Consider the following 26,032-nt stretch of genomic DNA (forward strand, 5'->3'; position numbering starts at 1 on the left):
GTTAAATTTGTAGTGAGTGTAGTTTCCGCCATATCTTTCTGAGTTAGTTGATGAATTCCCCAAGGAAAATTAAATCTCTAGGATAGATACATGGTGAACTAGTAAACAGGGGTACCTGTTTTGTTCTTTTAAAGCCAAGCCTTTATCACACTATAATGTACAAATTTCTAACGACTCTATTGACGCTTTTTCTAGCCGGATCAGCGTTTTCTCAAGATCACTCGAATGACATCTTGCTTGTGGGGGTGTCTCAGTTAGCAAATGAAGTACCTCGCTTTGAAGCAACCCAAACCTATCTCTCTGGACTTTACGCTGCGACGAGTGGTTACGAGGGGGCCGAAGTAGACCTCTACATTAATGATGACGCTGAATCTGTTTTAAATTTATATTACAATCCAAACTATAAAGACACTTTTATAGCGAAGATAACCGAAGGTTATAAATACGTCGTCATAGCCTGTGATTCTGAATTTGGAGTAAAGTATCCAGAGCTCTATTTTGAAGAGTGCTATAAAATGTCACAGGCGATATTGGCTGCGGGGAGTATCCCAATCATTGCGATGCATGATGACCCCTCAGACACTTCTCTATTGGAAATTGTATATCGAGTTGCGAATGGCTGTGGTTTAGAAGTGGTTCCCTACGCTCAAGCAATTGACGACATTAGTGACTCTCTGGATAGTTCAGAAAACACAGGCGAGGGCATGGCGCAAAGGGCCTACATAGCAGCCGCTAGTATCTATAGTAAACTGACAGGGATTGATCCCAATACAACAGGCTATGAACCCACCTATACTGCAGACAATTCCCAAGTGCGCTCTCTTGATGGTCATGAGTTTCTTGCGAACACCGGTACACAAACGAATGCGTATCATGAAACCATAGATGATCATTATTCAACTAGTTACGGAAATATTGGGAACGTGCGTTACCGTCCGCTGGATATATCAAGCGCTCCGTTTAATAACCAAGTCCCTTATCTATACCGCGGAACCAGCACGGAGGAAGGCATTAGTGAGCGCCTGAATACCATCATCAATGAAACGATGGAAGCGGAGCTCAGAGAGGTTACTTACATTAACCGTTTTCAGAAGGGCTGGGATGATGGCGTCAATACCAGCTCTGCAGCCTCGAGTGCGTTTAATCAATTCCCTAATGGATACGCTTTTATGTATGTGAGGTGGTCTTATATCGATGCTCAGGAGGTAATCGACACGCATAATCAGACCAATATGCTGCCGATAGTCTTTGAACGAATCGACTATTCTTACGGCTCAAAAGGAACCGCATCAACGACCGCGGTATTAAGTAATTGTTTTGATACAGCTTTTTACTCAGGGTCACTTTCCTATGGTGATGACGGTTGGGCTGTTATTCCATTTTGCCCAGCCCTGGGTCGATTGGCTGAAATTGAACCAGATATAGTGACCTCTTCTGACGGGGTTCACATGACTGACCCTCTGTATTATATGACAGCAGCGATGATGCTAACGTCATCATTGGGCTCTGATCTCGATGTTCCGAGCAGTATTCAGTCGGATAGCCAATTGGTTAATGCGTTTAACACAGGAAAAACATACATTGCCCAAAGCGCATTCTTGTCCGGAACGGGATCTCACGTACCAGATAGTAATTTGATAATTGAGACGGATTCTTTGCCAGATTTGCCGCCGAGTGGCAGCTACGGTTATCAACTTCTTGCGACGGGCGGAGTCGGTGGACTCCTTTGGGAGCTGCTGCCTGAAACAACATTGCCTGCTGGCCTGAGTTTGTCTGTAAACGGTTTACTGCACGGAACGGTCACTGAAACAGGTACATGGAGCGTCGCTCTTAAAGTAACGGATAGCCAGGGCTCTTTCCGTCAAGTTGGATTTACGCTTGCGAGTGGCATTGTTGAAGCTTCTGACATTACCGTACAACTATCGAGTTATGATCCTGCACTTATTTCACTTCCTAATGATGGTTCGGGTGTTTCTACCTACGCCTATTCCGCTCCGGTGAATGGGGCTCTGACAGGAACTGGCTATGATTTGACTTACACTCCGAATGCTGGAATCACTAGCGATGGCTTCAGCTATACGATTACTTCGGGGGGAGTCACTTCGGATTCAAAGACAGTGACGATTCAGGTGGTATTGCCAGATGGGCAGGCTGTCGGTGCGCCCGACGCCGATGATACGACTGTGCAGCTAGATGAAGACGGCTCTATCGAAATCCCTCTGACTGGATTTGATGCTGAGGGAGACTTTCTTATGGGGGATCTCGTTTCTCAACCAACCAATGGAAGAATCACTTCGCTCGTGGGGAATGTGGCGTCCTATAAACCGGATGCAAATTACTATGGTCTGGACAGCTTTACGTTTAAGATGAATGACGGAGCATTAGATAGTGCGACCGCCGAGGTCACTATCACAGTGAATCCAGTGAATGATGCGACTCCGCTAGCCACTGCTATCTCGGAATCAGTGGGCATCAATGAGTCTGTGGCAGTAACTCTGAGTGCTACGGACGTTGATAATGATAGCATAACGTATACAGTCGTCTCAGAACCTACTTATGGTGAGCTGAGTGGGACGGTGCCGAATCTCACTTATACGCCGAATACAGACTACACGGGCAACGATAATTTTACTTATGTTGCAAATGATGGCTATGGAGACAGTGAACTCGCGACGATTGCGGTCTCGGTTTTTGAGATCCCTGAAATTCAAGTAGTTGGTAGCGGTGATGGGTATGACCTGACAGGCTCGGAGGTGAGTGACTTCCGCTCGACGGGCACAGCGAAAACGTTTGATGCGGATGGTGACGATAGTTACGGCAGCACCGGATATTTCTTCGCTGGGATTGGTGACACTGCTAATGTCAACAATCAGGACTTTAGCCGTAATTCACAAGATGGACCTAGTTGGGTTACCGAGTATGCTGCTGGATCTCATTTTGCTTCGATTGCGGAATACAATACATACGATTCCATTGATAACCCAACTTTGACTCCCGCGGCGACGGTCGATGACTGGGCACGTTCTGCGATCTGTGTCGCATCTGCAGGTGAAGTGGGGGAGTGGCGTGAGACCTTGACCTTCACCGTGGATGGGACTGTTCCACCGAGTTTTCGCTTAGGCGTCATGGCTGGCAATGAACACTCTAGCGATGGCAGGTATGACCCCGCAGGCTTAAGGCTTTCCTTCGAAGGTTTGGTTTCTGCTGAAGTCACCAATTTACCTGCAGAACTGGGCATGGTATTCTTTGATGTCACGCTGCCAGCTGATTCCAATGGAACATTTTCGGTTGAGGTACAAACGCGCAGCAAGGGTCCGACAATTACTGGAATTGTATTTGATGTAGACCATAAGCTGTATTTTGCAGACCCACCGGTTGGCGACGTGAACGCGGTTAATGCTGCCTATAGCGGTTCACTGGCAGGCTCTGCGTCAGATGTGGATGGTGATGGGACCTTGATCTACTCCGTACAGGAAGGCCCAAGTTGGCTGACCGTAGCTTCTGATGGCTCGATGAGCGGGACACCTGCGGGTTCCGACTTGGGTATCAATTATTGGACACTCCAGGTAGCGAATGGCAGTGGAGAAGTAGCCACCACTCCTTTCCAAATTACGGTCGTCGACTCCCTACTCATCGGTTACGATTTCGATTCAGATGCAGCCGACTTGACAGCGGTTAGCGTGGTTCCTACTGGAGTCAGCGCCAGTTCAATTACCTCTCCGATGGGGATCTCCTTTATCACGAGTATCGGCGATAACAGTGGAGCTGATGCGCTCGGTATCGACTTCGGTAGCAGTGGTACGCTGGGCTCTATTGGCATTAGTGTAGCTGCTGCAACGACGACGACTTTCGAGGATGCTGTCGCTGGTGATGACTATATGGCATTCACTTTAAGCCCTGATGAGGGCGTTATTCTGGATCTGAGAGCGATTACATTGAAGGCAACCAAGAAAGCAGAGACTTCTGTTGATGAATACGCTCTCACAGATGCTTTGGGCAATCTCATTGGTAGCCCGGGTGCAATCACCACATTGGTTGGACTAGCCGGCGAATACGAGAGCGTGGTCTTCAGTTTCGCTGGTAGTTCCTATGAAGCCATTACTGAGGCCACAGAATTTCGAATCTATGCATGGGGGCGTGGGACTAGTAATACTAGCTCTACTCTTGCAGCGCTTGATAAAATCACTGTTTACGGAAGTCTTTATTCTGATTCGGAGTATTCAATCTGGGCCTCTGGCTACGGTTTGGGTGGTGATGATGCACTGGCAGTAGCTGACACCGAGAACGGCGGAGCTGGAGATGGCTACTCCAACTTACTTGAATTCGCTCTCGGCATGGACCCTACAGTGAATGATGCTGGTGTGAGTGAATCGAATTATACTGAAGAGGATGCAGGAACTGAGTATTTTGTCTATGAGTACGAACGTCGTACTGACTACTTAGAACTGGGTCTCACTTACTCCTTGATCGTGACGCCTGATCTCCTCACTCCTTCAGGAGAAGTGCCGAACGATGTCGAGATCGGCACAGCGGTTGATGACTACGAGACAGTCAAAACACGCTTTGAGATGACTGATTCAGCGAAGTTCATTCAGCTACAGGTCGAAATGGAGTGAGGGGTGAGTTAATTCCTCATAGCGAATATCAATTCTAGGCACGAAGTGAGTGTCTCATTGAGCCTTTGTTGGGGCTCAATTTATGTATAGGGGTTGCCAATTAAGGTGTACTTCAGTTTGCCTTTGGTTTTGAGAAAGTGATCAAACAGATCGAGGCGGTGAACCCTGAATAGTGTGGTTTTATTAAAGTTTGCCGGAAAAAATCTAGCTGATTGATGTGCCGCTCGGGCGTGAATTCTTCCCTTTACATGGTGTGAGAAGGGGGTATTTTACATGACTATTAAAAATTCATGATGTTGCGGGCTCGCCCGTTGCTAAAGATTTTTTATGTAACTCACTGTATATGAGTATCAAATAGTCTTAGGGTTTGGTGCTGGACAGGATACAATGAGTTTTTCTGAAGAAATCTGCAGAAGCCATATTTATGGTTTCGACAGCTTGTGTAATAGCTCACAAGGATCGATTTTTTCTACCACACACACACAATGAAGACTTATTTTAAGACTTGCCTCGCGCTTTGCGCATGGGCTGTCCCCACTTTTGTTCAAGCTCAGGACCTCTCAAACGATATCTTATTCGTTTCTGTAGGGGAGAGTTCAGATAATTATTCTGATGCTGCGAATCACCTCGAAAGTTTACTTGCTGGAACTGTCGCCTATAGCGATGTCCAAGTTGATACTGTTCAAAACTCAACTATCGAGACGTTAGCCGATGGTTACTATGATCAAAATTCTGCGGATGTAGCATTGCGCGCTAAAGTGGTAGAGGGATACAGGCACGTTATTTTGACACCCACAATTCATACGGTACCTACTGGGACTGTTGAATATTCGGAGTACAACGGAGGGCCGACGAATATTTATGACGATGCTCCCTACGATAATGGTTATTTCGCGCCGGAAGTGTTTTACGAGGGCTGTACCCAGTTCTCGTCTCTCATTTTAAACTCTGGAACAACGATTCCGATGATCTTCTTGCCGAACAATGCAGACCAAGATTTCAGTGAGATAGGGGAAGTGATGTACCGTGTGGCGAATGGGGTCGATATGGAGTTGATTCCAGGCTCGTATGCTGTGGAGTCTGATGGTGCTACAACAGCCGCTGAAGAACAGTATCTCTACGCTTGTACGATGTTCAGCAAGATTACCGGTCTCAATGCTGGGACATCAAGTTACAGCCCATCAGGCATCACTACCGCACGGGCCGTAAGTTTAGCTGAGACGGCCGCGGCGACAGTGAATCTTCATGCATCCACTGTGCATTACGATACAAGTTACGAAAATGATGGTGCAGTGGTGTACCGGAGCCTCGATGTTACTGAGGAGCCTTTTAACGATGTGGTCCGCTATATGTATAAAGGTTCTAGTACGCATGACTGGACGAGTGATGCTCTAGATTTGATCATCAATAGTAATGTAGATACGACGGCTGCGAGTCGTAAGTTAGGTACACGAAATGGAGTCTACTCCACAGGTGTGCGATATTGGCATCCTGATGATCTAGATCCTGATAATGCTGGTTATCAAGGCTTCAAATTTGCTTTAGAGCCCGATGAAGCGGCTTTTATGTATGTGTCAGGCTCTTGGTCTGGAGCTGATGCGCAGGATGTAATCGATCTAACTCAGTCAAACATGATCCCGATGGCGTTTGACTGGATTAAATCCTTTGCAATTGGAGGGGAAAGTGGAACTGCAGCCACACTTGATGCGCTTGATTACCATAGTTGCTCAGAATTGTATTTCAACTATGCGGAACGCGGATGGAAACTGATTCCTTTGACGATTGGTATGGGGCGTTTGAATGAGGCTACAGAGGATTTTTCAGCTTCTGAAGATGCTTTGCACTGTTCAGATTTATTGGTGTATATGAATGCATACATGATGTTGAGTTCCTCCTTGGGGACTCAGTTCCCTTTGCCAGCTGAAATCACTGCAGATGATATTCATCGTGGTTCTCACACGACAGAAGCGATTCATGAAGCCTGTTTGATAGGTCATGATGTGATCAAAGAACTCGCATTTTTGTCTGAGACTGGGGCACACGTTCCAGAGAGTGACTTGGAGGTCGAGACCAGCGCCTTGCCAGAAGTTCCGCTTGATTCATTTTTTAGTTACCAACTTTCGGCAAGCGGGGGTGATGGAAATTATAGTTGGGAATGGATTGCCGATACAGATCTTCCGGAAGGTCTCACACTTTCGAGTGACGGTGTTCTTTCTGGAACAGTGACTACTGATGAAGTATCAAGAAACGCTGTGTTTAGGGTGACCGACGGCGTGGGAGCGATGAAGAAAATTTCCTCACGTTTAGCCATCGAGTTGCCTCAGGGAGATATCAGTCAGAATACTGCGATCACACCTGCTGCTAATACTGACTATGGTACAGATACCGTTGCGACGATGTACACTGCTACTCTGACGGCTCCAGATGGCTTGGCGACATTCCGATTAGCTGTTGATTTAGTTCCTATGGCTGGGGCTTCGATCGTTAGTGACTCTAGTTCTCATTGGGGTATCAAATCAGGCACGGCTGCTGCTGCATGGGATAACACATTTGATGGTAGTCTCGGTGAGTCTGTAGATTCTGTCTCGAACATCCGAGTTGTAGATTTTTCAGCTAATGGCAGCGAGTTAACTTCTACTGATTTCACAGGTTTCAGCTTCAAGGCCCTTGAGGTATTGTCTGGTAATCATTCGAAAGATCGAGTCAAGGTTACGATAGATGCTTTATCGAATGTGAGCCAGATGAGCGCATCCCCTGAGAGTGTTGACCTACAAGCATTAGCTTCTACCTCTTCTGTAACAAACTTTAAAGTTGAGACGGGGAATGCAAATTCTTCGAACCGTTGGGCGCTCGGAGATATAGAAGTAGATTATACGATCCAAATGCCTTATGCAGATTATGACGAGTGGGTCGCCAAGTATGGGCTTTCTGGTGATAGCGCGTTAGCGACTGCAGATGTCGAAAATGGGAGCACTGGTGACGGTTACTCGAATCTTTTGGAGTTCGCGCTGGGCATGAATCCTACTCAGTCTGATGCGGGGACTCGCGAGGCGAAGTACACTGAGCTGGACGGAGAGAATTCCTATTTTGTGTATGAGTACGAACGCCGTACAGATTACTTGGAGAAAGGATTGAGCTATTCACTCATTGTCACTGAAGATTTGGCGACTCCTTCTGTAGAAGTTCCCTTTGATGTTGAAGTGGATGCGGCAGTCGATGGTTTTGAAACGATAAGGTCACGCTTCCCGATCGATGTGGAAGCCAAGTTTATTCAGCTAAAAGTTCAGCGTGATGAGTGATCATTTCTAACGATTAGGCAATTTTCAGATATCTTAGCAGCCTCTATGGGACAATTGCATAGAGGCTGTTTTTTGTGGGCTGAATTGCGTGCTATTTCGGTAATTGAGAACTTCTTGATTGAGAACTGCAATCTTCGCTCCACTATACGTGCCGTTTCCCCACTTGGAGAGTTTTCTCTCACGGGTGGTGAGGCTATAAATTAAGGAAAGAAAAAGTGTCTAAAAATTTTCGAACGATCATACTCTGTAAAAGTTTTCTCTGTGGGGCTCTCACAGCGGCAACGTATTATGTGTCGCCTGGGGGCAACGATGCGCACTCAGGAACTTCAGAACAAAAGCCATTGAAGATGGTGCAGTCAGCAGTCGATAGAATGGACTCTGGCGACACCTTGATTGTGCTAGATGGCACCTACACGGGTACTCTGAAGTTGAAGTCAGGTGTCACGATCAAAGCGAAGAACCCTCGGAAGGTCATTTTCAGTGGCGCTGAGCCATTGTCGAAGGGCTTTGAGAAGCACAAGGGAAACATCTATAAAATCAACATAGGTTTCGATCCTAAGCAGTTGTTCTACAAGAACGAACCGATGACTTGGGCGCGCTGGCCGAATATGCAATGGTCGGAGAATTGGGACGCGAGCAAGAAGTGGGCGAAATCGGCTTCAGGATCTGGGCCCGGTAAGCTGAAGAGTGAGGCATTCGCAGGAATGAAGGATTTAGACCTCGTTGGTGGCCATTGCTTTCTTCGTTATTCGAAGGGAAATAGCTGTTACAGCCGACCGATTAAATCATTCGATGGTGAGACGATGGTGTGGGATGATAGCGATTTTTATTCTGTATTCTTCACTAGTGAAGATGGTCGACGAGGTTCTCCAGCGGCGATTAGTAAGGGGAAAGCGAAGCCTAATGTGAGAGCGAAATTTTTCCTAGCAGGATCTTTAGATTTGCTTGATAGCGAAGGTGAATGGTTTGCCAAAGATGGAACCTTGTATTTTTACGCTCCAGCTGGGGTTGCGCCAAATCCATCTGATGTGTTAGTGAAAACTGCTGACTATTCGATTCTGAATGAGGAGCCTCTGAAGGATGTGCGTGTGTCAGGAATCGATTTCTTCGCAACTTCAGTGAAGCTGGCTAATCCTGAGAACCAGAAAATCATATTTGATGATGCTCAATTTAGTTATATCGGCTCAGAGCCACTGTTCCTAAACAATCCAGTAGGCATAAGAAACGCGAAGCCGATCTATGTCGAGGGGGCGATGATCGGATTTAACCGATGTCTCTTTGCTGGTGGGCATAACTCTGGATTGGAGCTGACCGGGTCCGATCTTATTGTGCAGAATTCAGTTTTTGCGGAGAATAATCGACACGCCAATTTCCAGAGTGTGGCATTGAATATACATGCGAAGGGGACTTTCAAGATCACGCATAATACGTTTTTTAACAATTGCTCAGATGCGATTAGAGTTGGTTTTTCTGATGATGCAGATACGCGCGGTAGAGAACCTGAAATCTCATACAACAACATCTGCAATGCGGGTGTTTTCAATAGTGATGTTTCTGGCGTTTACATGCCGAACCTGTCCCAGCACTGGACCTCATTTCATCACAACTGGGTGCACAATGTGAAAGGTAATGGAGTCCGACTCGATCAGGCAGGAGAGAAACTCACGGTGCATCATAATGTGTTTTGGTCTTCGAAGCGTGGGATGAATATCGAAGGTTTCGGCAACTTTAATATCTATAATAACACTTCGGTCATGAACCATGAGCCCTGCATGCTCACACGGAATGTCGTTTCCAAGCGTAAGGGGACTGGGGATGCAGTGGTGAGTAATGATACGAGCTTTCCGCCGATTAAGGACTGGAATGTACTCAACAACCTCGTCAGCAAGTTTGTGGATAGAATAGGTCCGAGTGAGGACGGTCCCTACACGCAGTCAAAGAATGAAGGGAAGCTCCACGCAGAACGGGCAAAAAATAAATCGATCGCGGTAGTGGATAGAGGAGCGATTCAGTCGAATATGACTGGCTTTAAAAATACCATCTTCAAGAATGGGAGCTTGGACGGTCTAGATCTTATTCCACAGGATGCTGTGGTACAAAATGGAGCTAGTCCGACCCCTAAGTTAGAGGCGGAACATGTCAAAGGGCTCGATCGTTTCAGAGGTGCCTATGAATACAAGAGTGAGGGCTGGTCAACTGGAAGTGACTGGATGCCTGATGGCATTACAGTGCCCACCACGATGGCTCAGTCAGAAATGTTTGCCAAAGAGTTCCGCGGGAAGTCGCTTGTTCCTAGCAGCGCAGTAGGATCCTTGCCCCGAGGACTACTCAGCTCTGAGCGCTTCCGAGCTGAAGAGGTTACTGTGATCCCGAATGGGAGAAAGAAGAAAAAGTAAGAGATAAAACCCCATTGTTAGATTCTATAAGATGAAAGCCCTATTATTCATAACATCCGCACTTATGGTCGGTGAGTGCCTGTCTGAAACTACTCCACAGGAAAAAAGCGAGGACGGTTATGTCTCGCTTTTCAATGGTGAAAACCTAGATGGTTGGTATCTCAAAATCCGTAGTGGCGATGAGGAAATGGCTCAGAAAGTTTTCTCTGTAGAAGATGGAATGGTACGTGTCTTTGGAGCGTCGTTTCCTGAGAGGTATAAAGTCGACACCGGCGAGAATGACACGCATGGCATGATGTACACGGAGAAAAAGTTTAGCCGTTACATTTTTCAATTTGAATACAAGTGGGGGACGCGAATCGCGAATAACTTTGCGAGGTGGCAATACGACGCGGGTTGTTTCTACCACGTCACTGATGATGAGATTTGGCCAACTGGTATAGAATATCAAGTTCGCTATGACCACATGCAGCAGCGTAACCATACTGGTGATCTGATTCGCCCGAAAGGAGTCGCCTACCAATGGATTTGTAATGCCGAAGGCACCGCTTTTCTCCATCCCTCGAAAGGCGGAAAGCCAGCCAAGGGAGCTGGCTGGGAGCACGCCGGGGAGCCCACGAAAAATTTCCAAGCGCTCAATGATAAATGGAATCGCTGTGAGATTATCGTGATGGGGGATCAATACACGGTTCATAAACTCAATGGTGAGGTGATTAACATAGCCGTCGATCTTAGCCCTGGCGAAGGTGTGATTGGATTACAGGCGGAAACGGCTGAAATATTTTATCGGAATATCCGTATTAAGGAGCTCAGCGCATTTATCCCAATGGAAGATTTTCTGACTCCAGAAGTGACGGAGGAATAACTGTGGGCTCCGAGCGGATTAAAAATTTATAGAAATAGCACCATGTCGAAGAGTAAGAATTCAAAAACTAAGCCTAATATTCTAATGCCAGTATTGAGTATTACCTTGTTGAGGCGTGTTACCTTAGGGATGTTCTTATCTCTACCGCTGATTGCTTCTGCTGAATTACCAGATGCGAGTAAGCCTCTGATCGAGCAGTTAGATAAACAGGTTTTTGAGGTGCCTGAGACATATTCTCACAGCTCTCATGATGTAGGTGAGGTGAAGGCTATTTTCTACGATAGCATCGACTTCCAAGGAAAACCGAAGCGTACCTTCGCCTACTTAGGTATTCCTAAAAGTGACAAGCCCTTACCTGCGATGGTGTTAGTCCATGGTGGTGGCGGTACTGCTTTTCATAAGTGGGTGAAGATCTGGAATGACCGTGGCTATGCTGCGATCGCCATGGATCTTGAAGGACATCTTCCTGAGAATCTGGCGACTGGTGGTGGGCGATTGAGCCATCCCCACAGTGGACCTTCACGCGTAGGCCGTTTTGGTGATGCTGAAAAGCCGATGACGGAGCAATGGATGTACCACGCGGTGTCAGATATCATGATCGCGCATACGCTATTGGCGTCGTTTCCAGAAGTAGATGCTGACAAGATAGGTGTCACAGGAATCTCTTGGGGTGGAATTCTAAGTAGTCTTATTTCAGGTGTGGATGCACGCTATAAATGTGCGATGCCTGTTTACGGTTGTGGTTATTTGTATGAATCACATGGGCACTTCAAAAGTGTTAGTGGCGATGCGCAGAAGTTTTGGGATCCAGCACGCCATTTTGCGAAAGGTAAGGTGCCAACTCTATGGGTCAATGGTGATACCGATGGGCATTTTTCAGTCAATAGTACCTCGCATTGTTATCAAACCACCGCGGACCACGCCTTCCTGAGTATTCATCCAGGGTTGCCACATGGTCACGGTGCTGGATGGGATCCGAAGCGAGTGTCAGAGATTTATTCCTTTGCGGATCATTATCTTAAAGGTGAAGGATCAGCGCCGGCGCGTATTACCAAGCAGCCAAGTGGGAGAACGGTCGAGCTGATTTATGAGTCAGAAGAGCCAATCAAAAGCGCGATGGTTTACTATCTAGACGAGCCTATCACTTATCGTAAACCAGCCAATAAGCCTGACGCGAAACATTCTGGGCCAGGGACGTGGAAGCAGCTAGAAGCTAAAGTAGATGCAGAGAAAATGACGGTCAGCGTAACGCTACCAGAGAGCTGTATGACTTACTACGTGAACTTGAGAGACGCGGCTGGCCGCATTAGTTCGAGCGAAGTGATTGAGGTGGAGTAATCGGCTATACTGTCTGATTTTATGCACCACCGCACAGCCTGTTGGATTGTGCGCATAGTGATCTTGAGTAAAGCCAATCCAGGTCTGTTGGGGGGGAGTTGATACTACGGACCGAATGGCCATTATAGGTAGCTTGGATTTCAGCTGGTAGGGATCGACTGTCCCCAGTCGTCCGGCGGAATTGATGCATCATCCAACATTCTAGGTGCGAACATTGGCATCATGTAACTACACGGAAATCGCCCACCTCTATAGCTTTTTAAGGTGTGTGCACAGCCGGACGACTGGGGACAGTCGGTCCCTGCCTAGAATGAGGGTGAGTTGGTCATTTTAGGACTAACATTTAAGCTATAAACAATGCAGCCTTCGTCAAAGCTACGGCTTGTGGGCCGGAGCCTTGGCGAAGGCTGGTGGAGGCGAGGGGAGTTGAACCCCTGTCCTAAATGCCTTTAAGGCAAGCGTCTACATGTTTAGCTGTCAGAATTTTTTTAGGAATGAGCTTGTCCGTCAGCCACCGTCTCAATCCGATTTTCCTGTTAAGTTTCGCTTTTCTGACCCGGAAACCCGATCATCAAGCTAGTCTGCATTAGTTTCGCGGCTGACCTTAGTAGACATGGGATCAGCGGCGTTGCTGTCAATTAAGCAGCAAGTGCGAGCTCGTTAGAGTCTGCAATTATTTGTTTTGAACGGCTTTTAAAGAGGCCAACCGATCAACCTCTACATGCAGCAAGTCCTTCCAACATCCAGTCGAAACCAAAACGCCCCCACGTTGTTAAAAGCGTGAGCCTTTGTCTTCGCTGAAACCTTTTGGGCAGCAGCAGTGGATAAGTCGCACAGGAATGTGGGAATGGCAACTGAAAAAATTAGGTCAATTTGCGTTAGATGTGTTACGAAATCGATGAGTTGAGGCTTTAGGGATGGCATCAGCGCAGGTGTTGACATAGTAAGTCACTGTATGAAATTTATTACTTTACTTGGTGCCTCAGTGGTTTGTTCAGTAACGACTCTCTCTGCTGAAGAGGGTTTTGTTCCATTATTTAATGGTGAAAATCTGGAGGGGTGGAGCTCAGCACGCAGCACTGGTGAGGGGGATACCGGTCCGTTTTCTGTAAACAAAGAGGAAAAAGTGATTCATGTCTATGCTGGTTGTGAAGCTGGTTCTAAGCAGAAAACAGATGTGCTCGTGACGGATAAAGCTTATAGCCATTATATTCTAAAACTAGAATACAAGTGGGCTGGAAATCGTTTCGCTCCACGTCCTGATTGGGATCGTGATTCAGGCCTACTCTTTCATGTACACGGTGACTTGACTAAGGTCTGGCCTCTTTCACTAGAGATGCAGATTGGTGAGTCTCCTGGTGATAAGCCAAATGGGAAGAAGACAGCTGGACGTTTTCACTCTGGGGATCTCTTTGTATTAGGGAAAAACTTGAATGCAGATACGCCGGTTACAGATAAGTACCCTGACCCAAGAGATAAGTACTACGATCCTAATTCTGAGCCAGTGACTGGCAGATCCGTGATGGCTCGTACTGGTACTGAGAAGCCAATGGGGGAATGGAATAAAATGGAGATCCAAGTTCATGGTAATGAGAAAGCGGTGTTTATTCTTAACGGCGAGACTGTATTAAAGACGTATAATTTCACCCAGAAAAATGGTCAGGGTGAAAAAGAGCCTTTAGATAAAGGTCACATCGGTTTCCAAGCTGAGTGGGCCGAGATCCTTTTCCGCAATATCGAAATCAAGGAGCTGCCAGTAGAGGCTAAATAGTTTTATTGCGCAATACGTGGTAGATCGGTGGTACTTTACCACTGATTTCACTAATTCTACGAATGGGGGGGTGACCACGAAATTTCCGAAATTTTCGAAAATGTAGGAGCGTGCTTAGCGTGTGACTTAGGTGTTACACGCCAAGCTAATTCTAGTGTTGGCCTCTTATTATAGAGCTGATCTGAGCAAGCGCTAGAGAGTAATCTCTAGCTTATCTGCTGCACGCTCGGCTTTGGCCCGGGCTGCTTCTACGTTCAAGTCGCGAGCGAGGACAACAGCCATGCGGCGGTGTCCGTTCACTTCTTGTTTACCGAAGAGTCTAATGTCTGTTCCAGCTTCAGCGAGTACGTTTTCTAGATTACCAAACTGCACATTGCTCGAGGTGCCTTCTACAACGATGGCGTGAGACGCGGATGGTCCGCGGAAATCGATCTGCGGGATTGGTAGTCCGAGAATAGCTCTAGCGTGGAGTGCGAACTCGGAGAGATCTTGAGAAATGAGTGTCACCATGCCGGTGTCGTGTGGACGAGGGGAAACCTCTGAGAAGATGACTTCATCACCTTTGACGAAGAATTCGACGCCGAAGAGCCCGTAGCCACCGAGAGCGCTGGTCACTTTGGCCGCCATTTCTTGGGCAGATTCTAGAGCTGCATTGCTCATGGCTTGTGGTTGCCACGACTGACGGTAGTCGCCATCGACTTGTTGGTGGCCAATCGGTTCAAGGAAAGAAGTGCCGCCAACGTGACAGACAGTGAGGAGGGTGATTTCGTAATCGAAGTCTACGAATCCTTCGACAATGACTTTACCCTCACCAGCTCGGCCGCCTTCTTGGGCGTAGGTCCAGGCTGACTCGATGTCAGAACTTTGTTTAATAGTACTCTGACCGTGGCCAGAGGAACTCATGATGGGTTTACAGACACAAGGGATACCGATTTTTTCAACGGCTTGTAGGAATTCTTCTTTGCTGCCAGCAAATTGATAATTGGAGGTGGTGAGGCCTAGTTCTTCAGCGGCGAGACGGCGGATGCCTTCGCGGTTCATGGTTAGCTGTGTAGCTTTCGCCGTTGGGACGATATTGAAGCCTTCAGCTTCGAGCGCTGCAAGTGTGTCGGTAGCGATGGCTTCTACTTCAGGAACGATGTAGTGAGGTTTTTCGAGCTCGATCACGCGGCGTAGTTCAGGGCCATCGAGCATAGAAAAGGTGTAGCTGCGGTGCGCAACCTGCATGGCAGGGGAGTTTTCTTTGCTGTCGCAGGCGATGACTTCGACGCCGAGGCGCTGGAGTTCGATAACGACTTCTTTGCCTAATTCACCTGAGCCACAGAGTAAAACTTTGACTGCAGAATGTGTGAGTGGTGTCCCGATGCTTGCCATGCCGGGGATGCTGCATAGTTTGTTTTAAAATTACAATAATTGATCCAGCAATGTGTGCATTTCTGTCCGCTAGAAATTCCTTTTGTTAGCATCGGAGGATAAAACTTTACAGGATGTGTAGGATTCTTATCTTTACGACCGTTTAAAGACTATGATCAAAAAAATCGCAACTATAGCACTGTGTGCCACATCAACCCTTTCAGCTCAAATTGTGTATGAAGGTGAAACTGGTGCAGGTAAGGGGAAACATCTGGTTTTCGTAGCATCTGACCATGAATACAGAGCTGAGGAGACTCTTCCTGCTTTGGCTCGTATCCTTGCGAAAAACCACGGGTTTAAGTGTACGGTTCTTTTCGGTACGGATGAAGAAGGTTTTATTAAACCTGGTGCTTCAAACATCGAAGGCCTTGAAGCGTTAGAAACTGCTGACGGAGCTATTTTCTTTGTACGTTTCCTCGATCTTCCTGATGATCAGATGAAGCATATTGCTAACTACTTGGACAATGGTGGTCCAGTAGTGGGTCTCCGTACTTCTTCCCATGGCTTTAAAATTCCAGCAGGTAAGACATATTCTCACTTTAATTTCCAAGCAAAGGATGAAGGTTTTGAAGGTGGTTTTGGCCAGACGTACCTAGGTAATTCTTGGGAAGGTCACTATGGTAGAAACCATGTGCAAGGATCCCGCATCCAAATCATTCCTGAGAAGAAAGATCACGCTATCCTTAAAGGAGTAGAGGATAATGCATTCTGCCACGCAGGTGGTTATAAAAGTGTTGTGCGTGAGGGCATGGAGCCACTTACGATGACACAGCCATTGACATCGATGGACCCAGATGGTGAAGCTGATCCTAAAATGCCACCAATGGCATCTACATGGACATTCAGCTATACGGATAAAGACGGTAATCCAAATCGTGCATTCCATTCCACACAGGGAGCTTCTCAAGATATCCTCGATGACAACTACCGTCGTATGGTCGTTAACGGAGTCTACTGGTCAATTGGTCTTGAAGACGCAATTGAAGCAGACAGCGATGTGAGCTTCGTCGGTCCATACAAGCCAACACTGTTCTTCACTGGTGGTGGAGTGCAAGGTGTGAAGCCGGCTGATCTTGCGAGTTATGATTCATTGATCGGTTCTGAGACTCCGATCGAGCGCCCAGCAAGAAAAGCTAAGGCGAAGAAAAAGCCTAAGGCAGCTGCAGAAGGCTAGTAAGCTTCAGTGCTAACGTAACTAATTTATATAACCGATGAGGAGTGATCCTTATCGGTTATTTTTTTAGGTTTATGTAGAGTTCCGCTGGCTCGTTATACCACTCTGCGATTCAAAAGAGACTAATGCTGGAGTGATTTCCTGGTCAATCAAGGCGTGACGAAAGAGCGGTGCGAGCACCGTGACTGAGGAATAACGCAGATTCAACAGGATAGCGCCCAGCCTTCACTTCTTCCGAAACGCGCTATTCCCCAAGCTTCAGTATAATCACATTTGTCTCTTTTGGAACTCAGTTTGGTATTATTCCGGAGCTGAGTTAGCTAGAGACTTGGGTAAATAGGGGGCTACAAAGACCTCATTGAAGTCATAGGCTTCGCTAAAGTCATCTCGTCTATCACTGTCTTGCTTACCAAACATGCCTTCTTGAATCAGAAGAAACACCATATCACCGACATGGCTACAGTTATGGATGCCCCATTCAGCAAGAAGCGTGGACGCCATTGGTCCGTACTCTTCAAGAGCTAGATTGCGAAAACCGTCGAGTAGTTCCTTTGCTGTCACATGCTGAGACATATCGGGGTCGTGCTTAGTGTGCTCTGTGACTGTGTAGTCGAGAGCTTGCTTAAGAAAGCTATAGCCATCCGGAGAGAAGCGTGAGTCACGTTTCAGTATATTTTGCAGGGCTTGGTCAAAATGCATCGATTGCATAGAAGTAAGAGTGACGAAATGCGAATCTACTGACAAGTGAAAGCGGAATAAATGAGGATTTAATGCCACTTGTGAATAGATTCAGAGTAATTCCCAAAGCATTGTGAATAACTTGGGGAATACCTCAAAAATAATGGATGAAATCTCATTTTTTACCGCTTAGTGTGATCTGAAGTGAGAGGTGATAAAACAGGCTCTGTGATTGCTTAGGTAGTGATTTTCTAGGACTTAGGAACTTTAAGTTTAAGTGTTGTTAAATTATTGGGGGATTCATCACTTTGTTTGGCTTTAGTGAGTTGTGGAGTTGTTTTTCATTATTGGGTGCTAACTCACAGCTTATTCACATTAAATAAGTGTTATTGTTAGGTTGAAATTCATTCATGGCTATGCAACCCCAAACAGGGCTTGATTTAGAGGTTTGTATAAATGTTGGGGGGCGTTGTGAATAACTTGGTAAGAAGTGGTGAAACTTGTTGGAAAACAGGCGGTTTTGTCAGTGTTTGTTGGGGTTGTATTGAGTTTCAGATTTTTTTTGCACAGTGGGTACTCTTTGCTATGGTGCGCGCATGCGCATCGGAATTCTGAATAGCGGGGGAGACTGCCCAGGCCTCAACGCAGTGATCCACGGAGTTGTGGGAGCTGCATCTAAGTTAGGTTGGGAAGTCGTTGGTTTCCGTGACGGGTTTGAAGGGCTCTTGCCTGACGGTGAGCATGTGCTTCTGAATCCAGCTGACACAGTGGGAATCATGAAGTTAGGCGGAACGATACTGGGGACCACGAATAAGAATTCTTTCGCTGCTAAAGTGGGTACAAATAATCTTAAGGACGTGGCTGGACGGGTCATTGAGATGACCAAGCAAACTTTAGCGGACTTACGAGTAGAGGCTCTAATTGTTGTGGGGGGAGATGGTTCGTTGGGGACTGCCTTACATTTGTTCCGTGCTGGCATTCCTATTATTGGTGTGCCGAAGACGATTGATAACGACCTACAGGCTACCGCGATGACTTTCGGGTTTGATAGCGCTGTTTCTTGTGTGGTGGATGCTCTCGATAGATTGCACACCACGGCAGTGAGTCATAAGCGGGTGATGGTGGTAGAGGTGATGGGGCGTTCCGCCGGGTGGATTGCTCTGTGGGGTGGAATAGCTGGTGGCGCGAATGTTATCCTCATTCCTGAGATTCAATTTAGTTTAGAAAAGGTGGCGGAGCGCGTCATCGAAAGAGAGAATAACGGGCATCACAGTACAATGATTGTGGTGGCTGAGGGGTGTAAGATGCCAGATGGCGAGGTAGTTACCAAAGAAGATGGAGGATACGGGCCTCGCTTTGGTGGTATTGGTGAGGTTCTGGCTAAGCGCGTCGGTGAAACGACAGGTAAGGAAGTCCGAGCGTGTACTCTTGGTCACCTCCAGCGCGGTGGTGAGCCTACCAGTCTTGATCGGATCCTTGGAGCTAGATTCGGTGTGAAAGCCGTAGAGCTTGTGCGCGACGGGCATTTTGGGAGCATGGTGAGCTATCAAGCGTATCACGTAGGCTCTGTTCCGATCGAAGCGGCTGTGCATAAATTACGCTCAGTGGATGCCGATGGCGAGGTGGTGACGACAGCAAGATCGATCGGGATTAGTCTAGGAGATTGATCTCTTTTAGTGAGGAGCTCTATCTGAATTTCCTTAAATGGGCAGAATTGGCGATAATTCGTATAAAAAGTGCATATTAACGAGAAGAATGCGTATATTCTACTTGCTATAGGGCGGAGTATTTCTATTTTCCCCATCCCTCCTCGTGAGGGCACTGATCATCATCATCCGGCGAGTCGGTTGTTGGAGCCCCGGTTCCGACTCGTTTTTCTGGGGCAATAAGGCTGATGATGAATCAAATAACATAAACAAAACAAAAAATGAGCATTAATGCTGAACTCTCGGACCTTATTGATTCTAAGTTCCGTGAATTTAAAGAAGGTACCATTGTTAATGGTACTATCATCGATATCCGTCCACAAGTTGTTCTCGTGGACATCGGCTACAAGTCCGAAGGCGCTATCCCATCTGCAGAATTCGAAGACGAAGAAATCGAAGTAGGTGATGGTGTAGAAGTTCTCCTCATGAAGCTTGAGGATGACAACGGCATGGTCGTACTCTCCAAGGAAAAGGCTGCACACAAGCAGAACTGGGAGAAGATCGTCAAAGTTTACGAAGACGGTGGTCTTGTTAAAGGCAAGGTCAAGAGCGTGGTCAAAGGTGGCCTTATGGTCAACGTTGGCGTGGAAGCATTCCTTCCTGGTTCACAAGTCGACATCATCCCACCAAAAGATCTCTCTGAGTACGTTGGTAAGATTTTCGAATTCAAGATCGTTAAAGTTAATGACGAGCGTAAGAACATCGTTCTTTCCCGTCGTGAAGTTATCGAAGCTGAGCGTGCAGAAATGCGCCAACAGTTCCTTCAGACAGTCACTATCGGTGACAAGGTTGAAGGTCTCGTTAAGAACATCACTGACTTCGGTGCGTTCGTTGACCTTCAGGGCATGGACGGACTCCTTCACATCACAGACATGAGCTGGGGTCGTATCTCTCACCCATCTGAGATGCTTCACATCGGTCAGTCACTCGAAGTTCAGATCCTCGACGTTGATCGTGAGAAAGAGCGTGTTTCCCTCGGTATCAAGCAAATGCAAGATAACCCATGGGCAGACATCGAAGCTAAGTTCCCAATCAGCCAGAATGTTAAAGGCAAGGTTACTAAGCTCCTTCCTTACGGTGCATTCATCGAACTTGAGCGCGGCGTAGAAGGTCTTGTACACGTTTCTGAACTCTCTTGGGTCAAGCGTATCACTCGTCCATCCGACGTTCTCGAAATCGGTCAGGAAATCGAAGCCGTTGTTCTCGGTATCTCTATCGAAGAGCAGAAGATCTCTCTCGGTGTTCGTCAGCTTGACGAAAACCCATGGGACGCAATCGAAGCACGTTACCCAATCGGTCAGCGCATCACAGGCGCTGTGCGTAACCTCACTACTTACGGTGCATTCGTAGGTCTTGAAGAAGGTATCGACGGCATGATCCACGTATCCGACCTTTCTTGGACACGTAAGATCAACCACCCATCTGAAGTCCTCAAGAAGGGCGACGAAGTGGAAGCAGTTGTTCTTTCCATCGATAAGGAAAACCAGCGTGTTTCCCTCGGTGTTAAGCAAGCTGAAAACGATCCATGGTCCGACATTGACGATAAGTTCAAGGTTGGCGATCTCGTTAAAGGTCAAGTTGCTAAGATCGCATCCTTCGGTGCATTTGTTAACCTACAGGACGACATCGACGGCCTCATCCACATCTCTCAGCTTTCTGAAGAGCACGTTGAGCGCGTCAAGGACGTACTTAAGGTTGGTGACGACGTGGAAGCACGCGTTATCAAGGTGGACAAAGTCGAGCGTCGTATCGGTCTTTCTATCAAAGCAGTCGAGTACTCCGAAGACGAACTCAGAAAAGAGTCCCAGTCCTTCGAGACACTCAAGCCTTCCAGCGAAATGGTTGGTCTCGAGCACGCATTCAACCTTGCCTCAACAGGCGAGGAATGGAGCCCATCCGAAGACTAATTCTTTCTCTAGAGAATCAATCACAAAGCGTTCTGGGTCAGCCCAGAGCGCTTTTTTGTTTATTCAGTTGGCAGTTTCCAATAGGTATTCATTCTTCGTTTGTCTAATTTTTACTCTTTTGTGATCGAAACAATCCAACACCAGCTAGAGCGCATTGATCCTAACCAGGCTTGGTTAGTAGGAGTCTCAGGTGGTCGGGATTCTGTATGTTTGTTAGATGTTCTTGTTAGGGCTAATTTTAGTAGGTTGGTCGTAGTGCACGTGAACCACAACTTGCGGGGCGAGGAATCTGCAGGAGATGCTCAATTTGTGGAACAGCTGGCGAGCCAATACGGTTTGGCTTTTTACTCTGAGTCTATCGACGTGCAGCAGCTAGCGGATGCTCAGCAGAAAGGACTAGAGCTTGCAGCGAGAGAAGTGAGGCATACGGTTTTTGCTCGGGCTCAAGCTAAGTTTTCTGCTGCAGGAGTTCTATTAGGTCACCATGCTGATGATCAAGCTGAGACGGTTTTGTTCAACCTCTTGCGTGGATCAAACGGATTGAAGGGGATGAGCTTTGAGAACTCGATAGAGGTGGATGGGGGGATGCTTCGAATTGTACGTCTATTGTTAGATGTTCGACGTGAAGAGATTGATACTTATATTGAAGCGCATGGTGTCTCGTATCGCGAAGACGCGTCGAATGCTGAGGGGTTTACCGCACGCAACCGGATTCGTAATGAGGTCATGCCTTTACTAAAAGATGTGATGCAGCGTGAAGTCGTACCGAACGTGAATGCCGCTGCCGAGGTGAGCATGGAGTTATCGGATTACTTCGCTAGTGAAATTGATTTCGAGACACTACTTGATCCACAGGGGAGGATTTTTCTGCCTGCTTTCAAGGCGATGAATCCGGTGCTGCAACAGTCAGCATTATTTCAATATCTTGTGTCTCAGGAGATTCCTGAGTTGAGCCGTTCGCTTATTTTGGAATGTCTCAAGCTGTGTGATTTGGACTCATCAGCGAAAGTTAATCTACCGGGTGGCCAATGGCTACGGCGCAAAGAGCAGCGCATCTTTGTGCAAAGGTCTAAGTCTGCGGAATAGGGGGGAACAATAGTGAGTCTCTGCGAATATTTCGCGCACTCGATCCTCATACCTAAGTTAGGCCCTCTCAATGTTTGAGAGTTCAGGGAGTGACATTTTCTAATACACAAAATTTAAAACTATGAAATCTACTCTATTAACACTCTTTCTGACGTCGCTTATGGTGTCGCATAGCTATAGTGAAACACTGCGTGAACAACTGGCTGCACGCGAAGGCGCGGGGTCGAAGAAGGTTAATCCAGAGGTGAAAGCTGAATTCGCCAAAGGCATTGAAGCCGTGAAGGATTCTAACGTGGTCGAGACAGCCAAGCAGATCGGGGACAAGGCTCCTGATTTTATGCTAAAAAATGCAACTGGCGAGAGCGTGAACCTTGCTGCTGAACTAAAAAAGGGTCCAGTTGTGCTCACTTGGTACCGCGGTGGTTGGTGTCCGTATTGTAATATTGCTATGGCGGCGATGCAAAAGGAGCTTCCTAATATTAAGAAAGCTGGAGGTTCGCTCATCGCCCTCACTCCTGAGCTTCCGGATAAGACTCTGACCACGAAAGAAAAGAACGAGCTGACTTTTGAGGTGCTCACCGACTTAAATAATCAAGTTGCTGAGGAGTATGGCTTAGTGTTCAATCTTACTCCAGGAGTTGAAAAACTTTATGGAAACTTCTTCGACCTAGAGAAATACAACGGAACAGAAGCTGGCACTGACAAACTCCCTCTTGCGGCAACTTATATTGTCGATCAATCCGGAACTATTGTCTGGGCATTTCTCCATCACGATTACCACATGAGAGCTGAGCCCAAGGATATCGTCGATGCGCTCAATAACCTTTAAACGGCGATCAACTCTAGGCTGACCAAAATTTAGTAAGCTCTTGCCAAAGGAGAGAGGCTTTCATAGATGTCTAACATGAATTTGCGTCCTTCAAACTGGTATAATCTCATGGCAGCAAGTGGTGGAATTTTCTATTTGTATTTGTCTGCTGTGGCGGTTGCATCAGAGATAGAGGATAGGCCTTGGGAACAGCATGCTGTAGACTTTGAGTCTGGATTGATTTGGAATGTTCGTTCGAATACACCGATTTCCTATAGGATTGTTCCTAATCAAGTTTCGTGGCGTAGCCCTTCAATTTTCAAGATCGATTTTTGCAACGATTCTAAGATTGTTCTGCGTAATCAGGTTTCCTTGTTAGGAAACTGGATAGAGCATGGGCCGGAAGATTATTATTTTGGTTTTTCTGGAGCGCCTTCGTTTGAGTGGTGGTCAGCCACTGATAAATGGTCGATTTATACTTCCATCGGTGGGGGGGCAGGCGTGACTAATAGTACGGATGTCGTAGGCGGACAGGGGCAAGATTTTACATTTAACTGGTTTGTTAAGACCGGCGTGCGCTACCAGATAAACCCTAAGATAGGTGTGTTTGGAGGTGCTCTTTTTCAGCATATGTCGAATCAAGGGCAGACAGATCCAAACCCTGGGATCGATGCCTTGGGTGTAACTATGGGTGTGAGCTATTCCTTTTAGACTAGATCTATTGCTGCTTGTAATTGCATGAATATAGTCGGAAACATACGGGCGAAAGACTACGGAGCTGCGGTTGCGATTCGTGATGAGGATTTAGAAATTTCTTATGATGAGTTATTCGTCTTGGTGGATGAAATTCGTGAGAGCTTGGTGAGCTCAGCAGCCTTCTCTAACCACCAATTACCACGCGTAGGGGTACGGTTTCCTAATGGTCTGGGCTATATATTATTGGCTTTGGCTGTGATTGACCTTGGAGCTTGCTTTGTCCCTATTCCGGATGAGCTGTCTGAGCGTGAAGTAGAAAAGCTGATAGGTGATACAGCGTTGCATGCGATGATTGAACCAGCTTCAGAGGCCGGGGATATTCCATTGCCGTTAGGCTTAGGCGCTGCAGATATAACTGTCTTAGATGGTTCTAGGAGTTCTTTCCCAGAAGATGAATTTGAGGCGTTGAATCCGGCATTTATTCGCTTCAGCTCAGGCACAACATCCAGCGCGAAAGGGGTGGTTTTATCTCATCGTTCTTTGTTAGATCGTCTTGAAGCAGCTAACCAGGGACTCGGTATGAAGCCTGGTGAGACGGTGTTGTGGACCTTACCAATGGCTCACCACTTTGCGGTTTCAATCATGTTGTACCTGTATCACGGAGCGACGACTGTGCTGGAGACATCGAAGGATGCTGATGAGGTCTACCTTGCCGTTAGGAGGTCTGGTGCGAGTGTCATCTACGGGAGCCCCTTTCATTTTGCTCAGTTGGCTCAGAGCAAGATTGCTGAGGCTTTACCCAAATTACGATTGGCGGTCTCTACTGCGGCGGCTCTTAGTGAAGACGTGGCGAAAGCATTTTTTGAGAGATTTAATTTACCGATCACCCAAGCCTTGGGGATTATAGAAGTGGGGCTGCCAATTATGAATACGCAACACGCATTAGATCGACCAACTGCATTGGGACAGGTTCAGCAGGCGTATTCCTATAAGATTAAGTTTAGTGGTGATGATACGCAGGTGGGTGAGTTGTTGCTCCGCGGACCTGGGATGTTTGATGCCTACCTTTTACCGTGGAAGAGACGTGATGAAATCACTGAGGATGGTTGGTTTTCGACGGGTGATCTAGTTGAAGAGTTAGAGGGCCAGACTTTGGTGATGCGAGGGAGGAGTAAGAGTGTGATTAATGTGGCTGGGATGAAAGTGTTTCCCGAAGAAGTGGAAGCTGTACTCAACGAACTACCCGCAGTAAAGCGATCTAGAGTGTTTGGTGTTGAGCATCCTATGATGGGTGCGTATCCGTGCGCGGAAATTATATTGGAGGCAGAGCATTCGACTCCTCCAATGAGAGAGCTTCGTGCTTTTTGTGAAAGCCGGTTGGCTTCTTATAAAATACCTGTAAGGCTCAAAAGTGTGGAGAGCATTGATCTTACTGCGAGCGGTAAGGTGAAGCGTTAATGAATCAATTCTCCCAAGAATATTCCGCCTTATTGAAAGAGAAAATCTGAGGTGGGAGAGGGGCATTAATTTTCGGTTTTGAGAATGTAGTGGTGACGACTGAACCATCTTTTTGAGTCCATTCGATACGTTCAGTGAATGAGCTTTCCGTGTTGATCTGCAACACCAACTGCTTGATGGCTCGTTTGAGCTTAATAGGCTTCGGAGTGAAGGCAGCAGCGTAATGGCTATTCTTTTTTGTTGCTCCTGTGATTCTTAAAACCTTGGACATTGCTTCTATTGAAGCTCCGTCGCCCATGCCTAACATCATAAGTAGTGGTTTTACTTTGTTATCCGTTGGCGGAAAAGATTGTGCTGATTTATCTTTTTCATTGAGTAAGTACACTGCGGTTCCGTCATAGATGGCCGTGCTGGCTATGGGCTCACCGAGTTGCCAGCGGAATGCTTTCCCTGGCTGTAGCCAGAGTTTTCCTTTGGTGTGTACTGGCTCGTTGAGTGCAGCCATTTTTTTTGTCTGTTGGATTTCAACGATAACAGATCGGAACTGTGCCTGCTTAGCGAGAGCAATGCGGAAAGGCTCGAGATCTGGCTCAGCTCTGAGGGCGCAAGTGAGTATGAGGAAAAGGGAAAGCGATCTGAAGAGCTTTTGCATGGTCGGAGGATAGAATTGGTTCTGTGGTGATTCAACTGTAATGCTGCCTTCCGCAAGGATTTGGGCACTGGTGCTATCGGGAGTTGCCAATTTGTTGATGTTATTTAGCTTGTCGGGGATGATTCGCAAATCGTTGGCAGTTCTATTTTTGTTGGGGGTGATATTGTTT

The 26,032-nt window shown here is 46.9% G+C and carries 16 protein-coding genes and 1 other RNA gene; 13 read left to right on the forward strand and 4 right to left on the reverse strand.

Annotated features, from left to right (window positions below):
* Positions 1-155 precede the first annotated feature (155 nt).
* From ACSHX2_RS06710 to ACSHX2_RS06730, 5 genes are all read left to right on the forward strand, one after another.
* Positions 156-4,616 (forward strand): Ig-like domain-containing protein, encoded by a 4,461-nt coding sequence (locus ACSHX2_RS06710; RefSeq protein ID WP_435691825.1) that lies wholly within the window; start codon positions 156-158, stop codon positions 4,614-4,616.
* A 485-nt stretch (positions 4,617-5,101) separates the two neighbouring features.
* Positions 5,102-7,915, forward strand: coding sequence for a hypothetical protein (locus tag ACSHX2_RS06715; protein WP_435691827.1), 2,814 nt, complete (start codon positions 5,102-5,104; stop codon positions 7,913-7,915).
* A gap of 215 nt (positions 7,916-8,130) precedes the next feature.
* Positions 8,131-10,311: a right-handed parallel beta-helix repeat-containing protein gene (locus tag ACSHX2_RS06720; protein ID WP_435691828.1), complete on the forward strand. Its 2,181-nt coding sequence runs from the start codon at positions 8,131-8,133 to the stop codon at positions 10,309-10,311.
* Positions 10,312-10,342: 31 nt separating this feature from the next.
* Positions 10,343-11,176: a 3-keto-disaccharide hydrolase gene (locus ACSHX2_RS06725; RefSeq protein WP_435691830.1), complete on the forward strand. Its 834-nt coding sequence runs from the start codon at positions 10,343-10,345 to the stop codon at positions 11,174-11,176.
* A gap of 42 nt (positions 11,177-11,218) precedes the next feature.
* Entirely contained in the window at positions 11,219-12,514 is a 1,296-nt protein-coding gene (locus ACSHX2_RS06730) for an alpha/beta hydrolase family protein (RefSeq protein ID WP_435691832.1), read from the forward strand.
* A gap of 408 nt (positions 12,515-12,922) precedes the next feature.
* On the opposite strand, the gene ssrA is transcribed toward ACSHX2_RS06730, so the two are convergent.
* Positions 12,923-13,280: a transfer-messenger RNA gene (gene ssrA / locus ACSHX2_RS06735) on the reverse strand.
* A gap of 189 nt (positions 13,281-13,469) precedes the next feature.
* Here ssrA and ACSHX2_RS06740 point away from each other — a divergent pair.
* Entirely contained in the window at positions 13,470-14,285 is an 816-nt protein-coding gene (locus ACSHX2_RS06740) for a 3-keto-disaccharide hydrolase (RefSeq protein WP_435691834.1), read from the forward strand.
* 192 nt (positions 14,286-14,477) lie between these two features.
* Here ACSHX2_RS06740 and purT read toward each other — a convergent pair whose 3' ends face one another.
* Complete coding sequence (gene purT / locus ACSHX2_RS06745; RefSeq protein WP_435691836.1) at positions 14,478-15,659, reverse strand: formate-dependent phosphoribosylglycinamide formyltransferase; 1,182 nt, start codon at positions 15,657-15,659, stop codon at positions 14,478-14,480.
* 151 nt (positions 15,660-15,810) lie between these two features.
* Here purT and ACSHX2_RS06750 point away from each other — a divergent pair, with 151 nt between their 5' ends.
* Positions 15,811-16,872, forward strand: coding sequence for a ThuA domain-containing protein (locus ACSHX2_RS06750; RefSeq protein ID WP_435691838.1), 1,062 nt, complete (start codon positions 15,811-15,813; stop codon positions 16,870-16,872).
* Between the two features lie 300 nt (positions 16,873-17,172).
* On the opposite strand, the gene ACSHX2_RS06755 is transcribed toward ACSHX2_RS06750, so the two are convergent.
* Complete coding sequence (locus ACSHX2_RS06755) at positions 17,173-17,580, reverse strand: Minf_1886 family protein (protein WP_435691840.1); 408 nt, start codon at positions 17,578-17,580, stop codon at positions 17,173-17,175.
* A 566-nt stretch (positions 17,581-18,146) separates the two neighbouring features.
* Here ACSHX2_RS06755 and ACSHX2_RS06760 point away from each other — a divergent pair.
* From ACSHX2_RS06760 to ACSHX2_RS06785, 6 genes are all read left to right on the forward strand, one after another.
* Positions 18,147-19,217 carry a 6-phosphofructokinase gene (locus ACSHX2_RS06760; protein ID WP_435691841.1) on the forward strand — a complete coding sequence of 357 codons (1,071 nt, stop codon included), beginning with the start codon at positions 18,147-18,149 and terminating at the stop codon, positions 19,215-19,217.
* 260 nt (positions 19,218-19,477) lie between these two features.
* On the forward strand, positions 19,478-21,163 hold the full coding sequence (gene rpsA, locus ACSHX2_RS06765) for a 30S ribosomal protein S1 (protein WP_435691843.1): 1,686 nt from the start codon (positions 19,478-19,480) through the stop codon (positions 21,161-21,163).
* 99 nt (positions 21,164-21,262) lie between these two features.
* On the forward strand, positions 21,263-22,249 hold the full coding sequence (gene tilS / locus ACSHX2_RS06770; protein WP_435691845.1) for a tRNA lysidine(34) synthetase TilS: 987 nt from the start codon (positions 21,263-21,265) through the stop codon (positions 22,247-22,249).
* Positions 22,250-22,370: 121 nt separating this feature from the next.
* Positions 22,371-23,078 (forward strand): peroxiredoxin-like family protein, encoded by a 708-nt coding sequence (locus ACSHX2_RS06775; RefSeq protein WP_435691847.1) that lies wholly within the window; start codon positions 22,371-22,373, stop codon positions 23,076-23,078.
* 66 nt (positions 23,079-23,144) lie between these two features.
* Positions 23,145-23,768: an acyloxyacyl hydrolase gene (locus ACSHX2_RS06780; RefSeq protein WP_435691849.1), complete on the forward strand. Its 624-nt coding sequence runs from the start codon at positions 23,145-23,147 to the stop codon at positions 23,766-23,768.
* A 27-nt stretch (positions 23,769-23,795) separates the two neighbouring features.
* Positions 23,796-25,211, forward strand: coding sequence for a class I adenylate-forming enzyme family protein (locus ACSHX2_RS06785; RefSeq protein WP_435691851.1), 1,416 nt, complete (start codon positions 23,796-23,798; stop codon positions 25,209-25,211).
* A 4-nt stretch (positions 25,212-25,215) separates the two neighbouring features.
* Here the strand turns inward: ACSHX2_RS06785 and ACSHX2_RS06790 are convergent, their stop codons facing one another.
* On the reverse strand, positions 25,216-25,953 hold the full coding sequence (locus ACSHX2_RS06790; RefSeq protein WP_435691853.1) for a LolA family protein: 738 nt from the start codon (positions 25,951-25,953) through the stop codon (positions 25,216-25,218).
* Positions 25,954-26,032: the final 79 nt, after the last annotated feature.

It is taken from the genome of Rubritalea sp. (assembly GCF_051252225.1).
Classification (GTDB): domain Bacteria; phylum Verrucomicrobiota; class Verrucomicrobiia; order Verrucomicrobiales; family Akkermansiaceae; genus Rubritalea.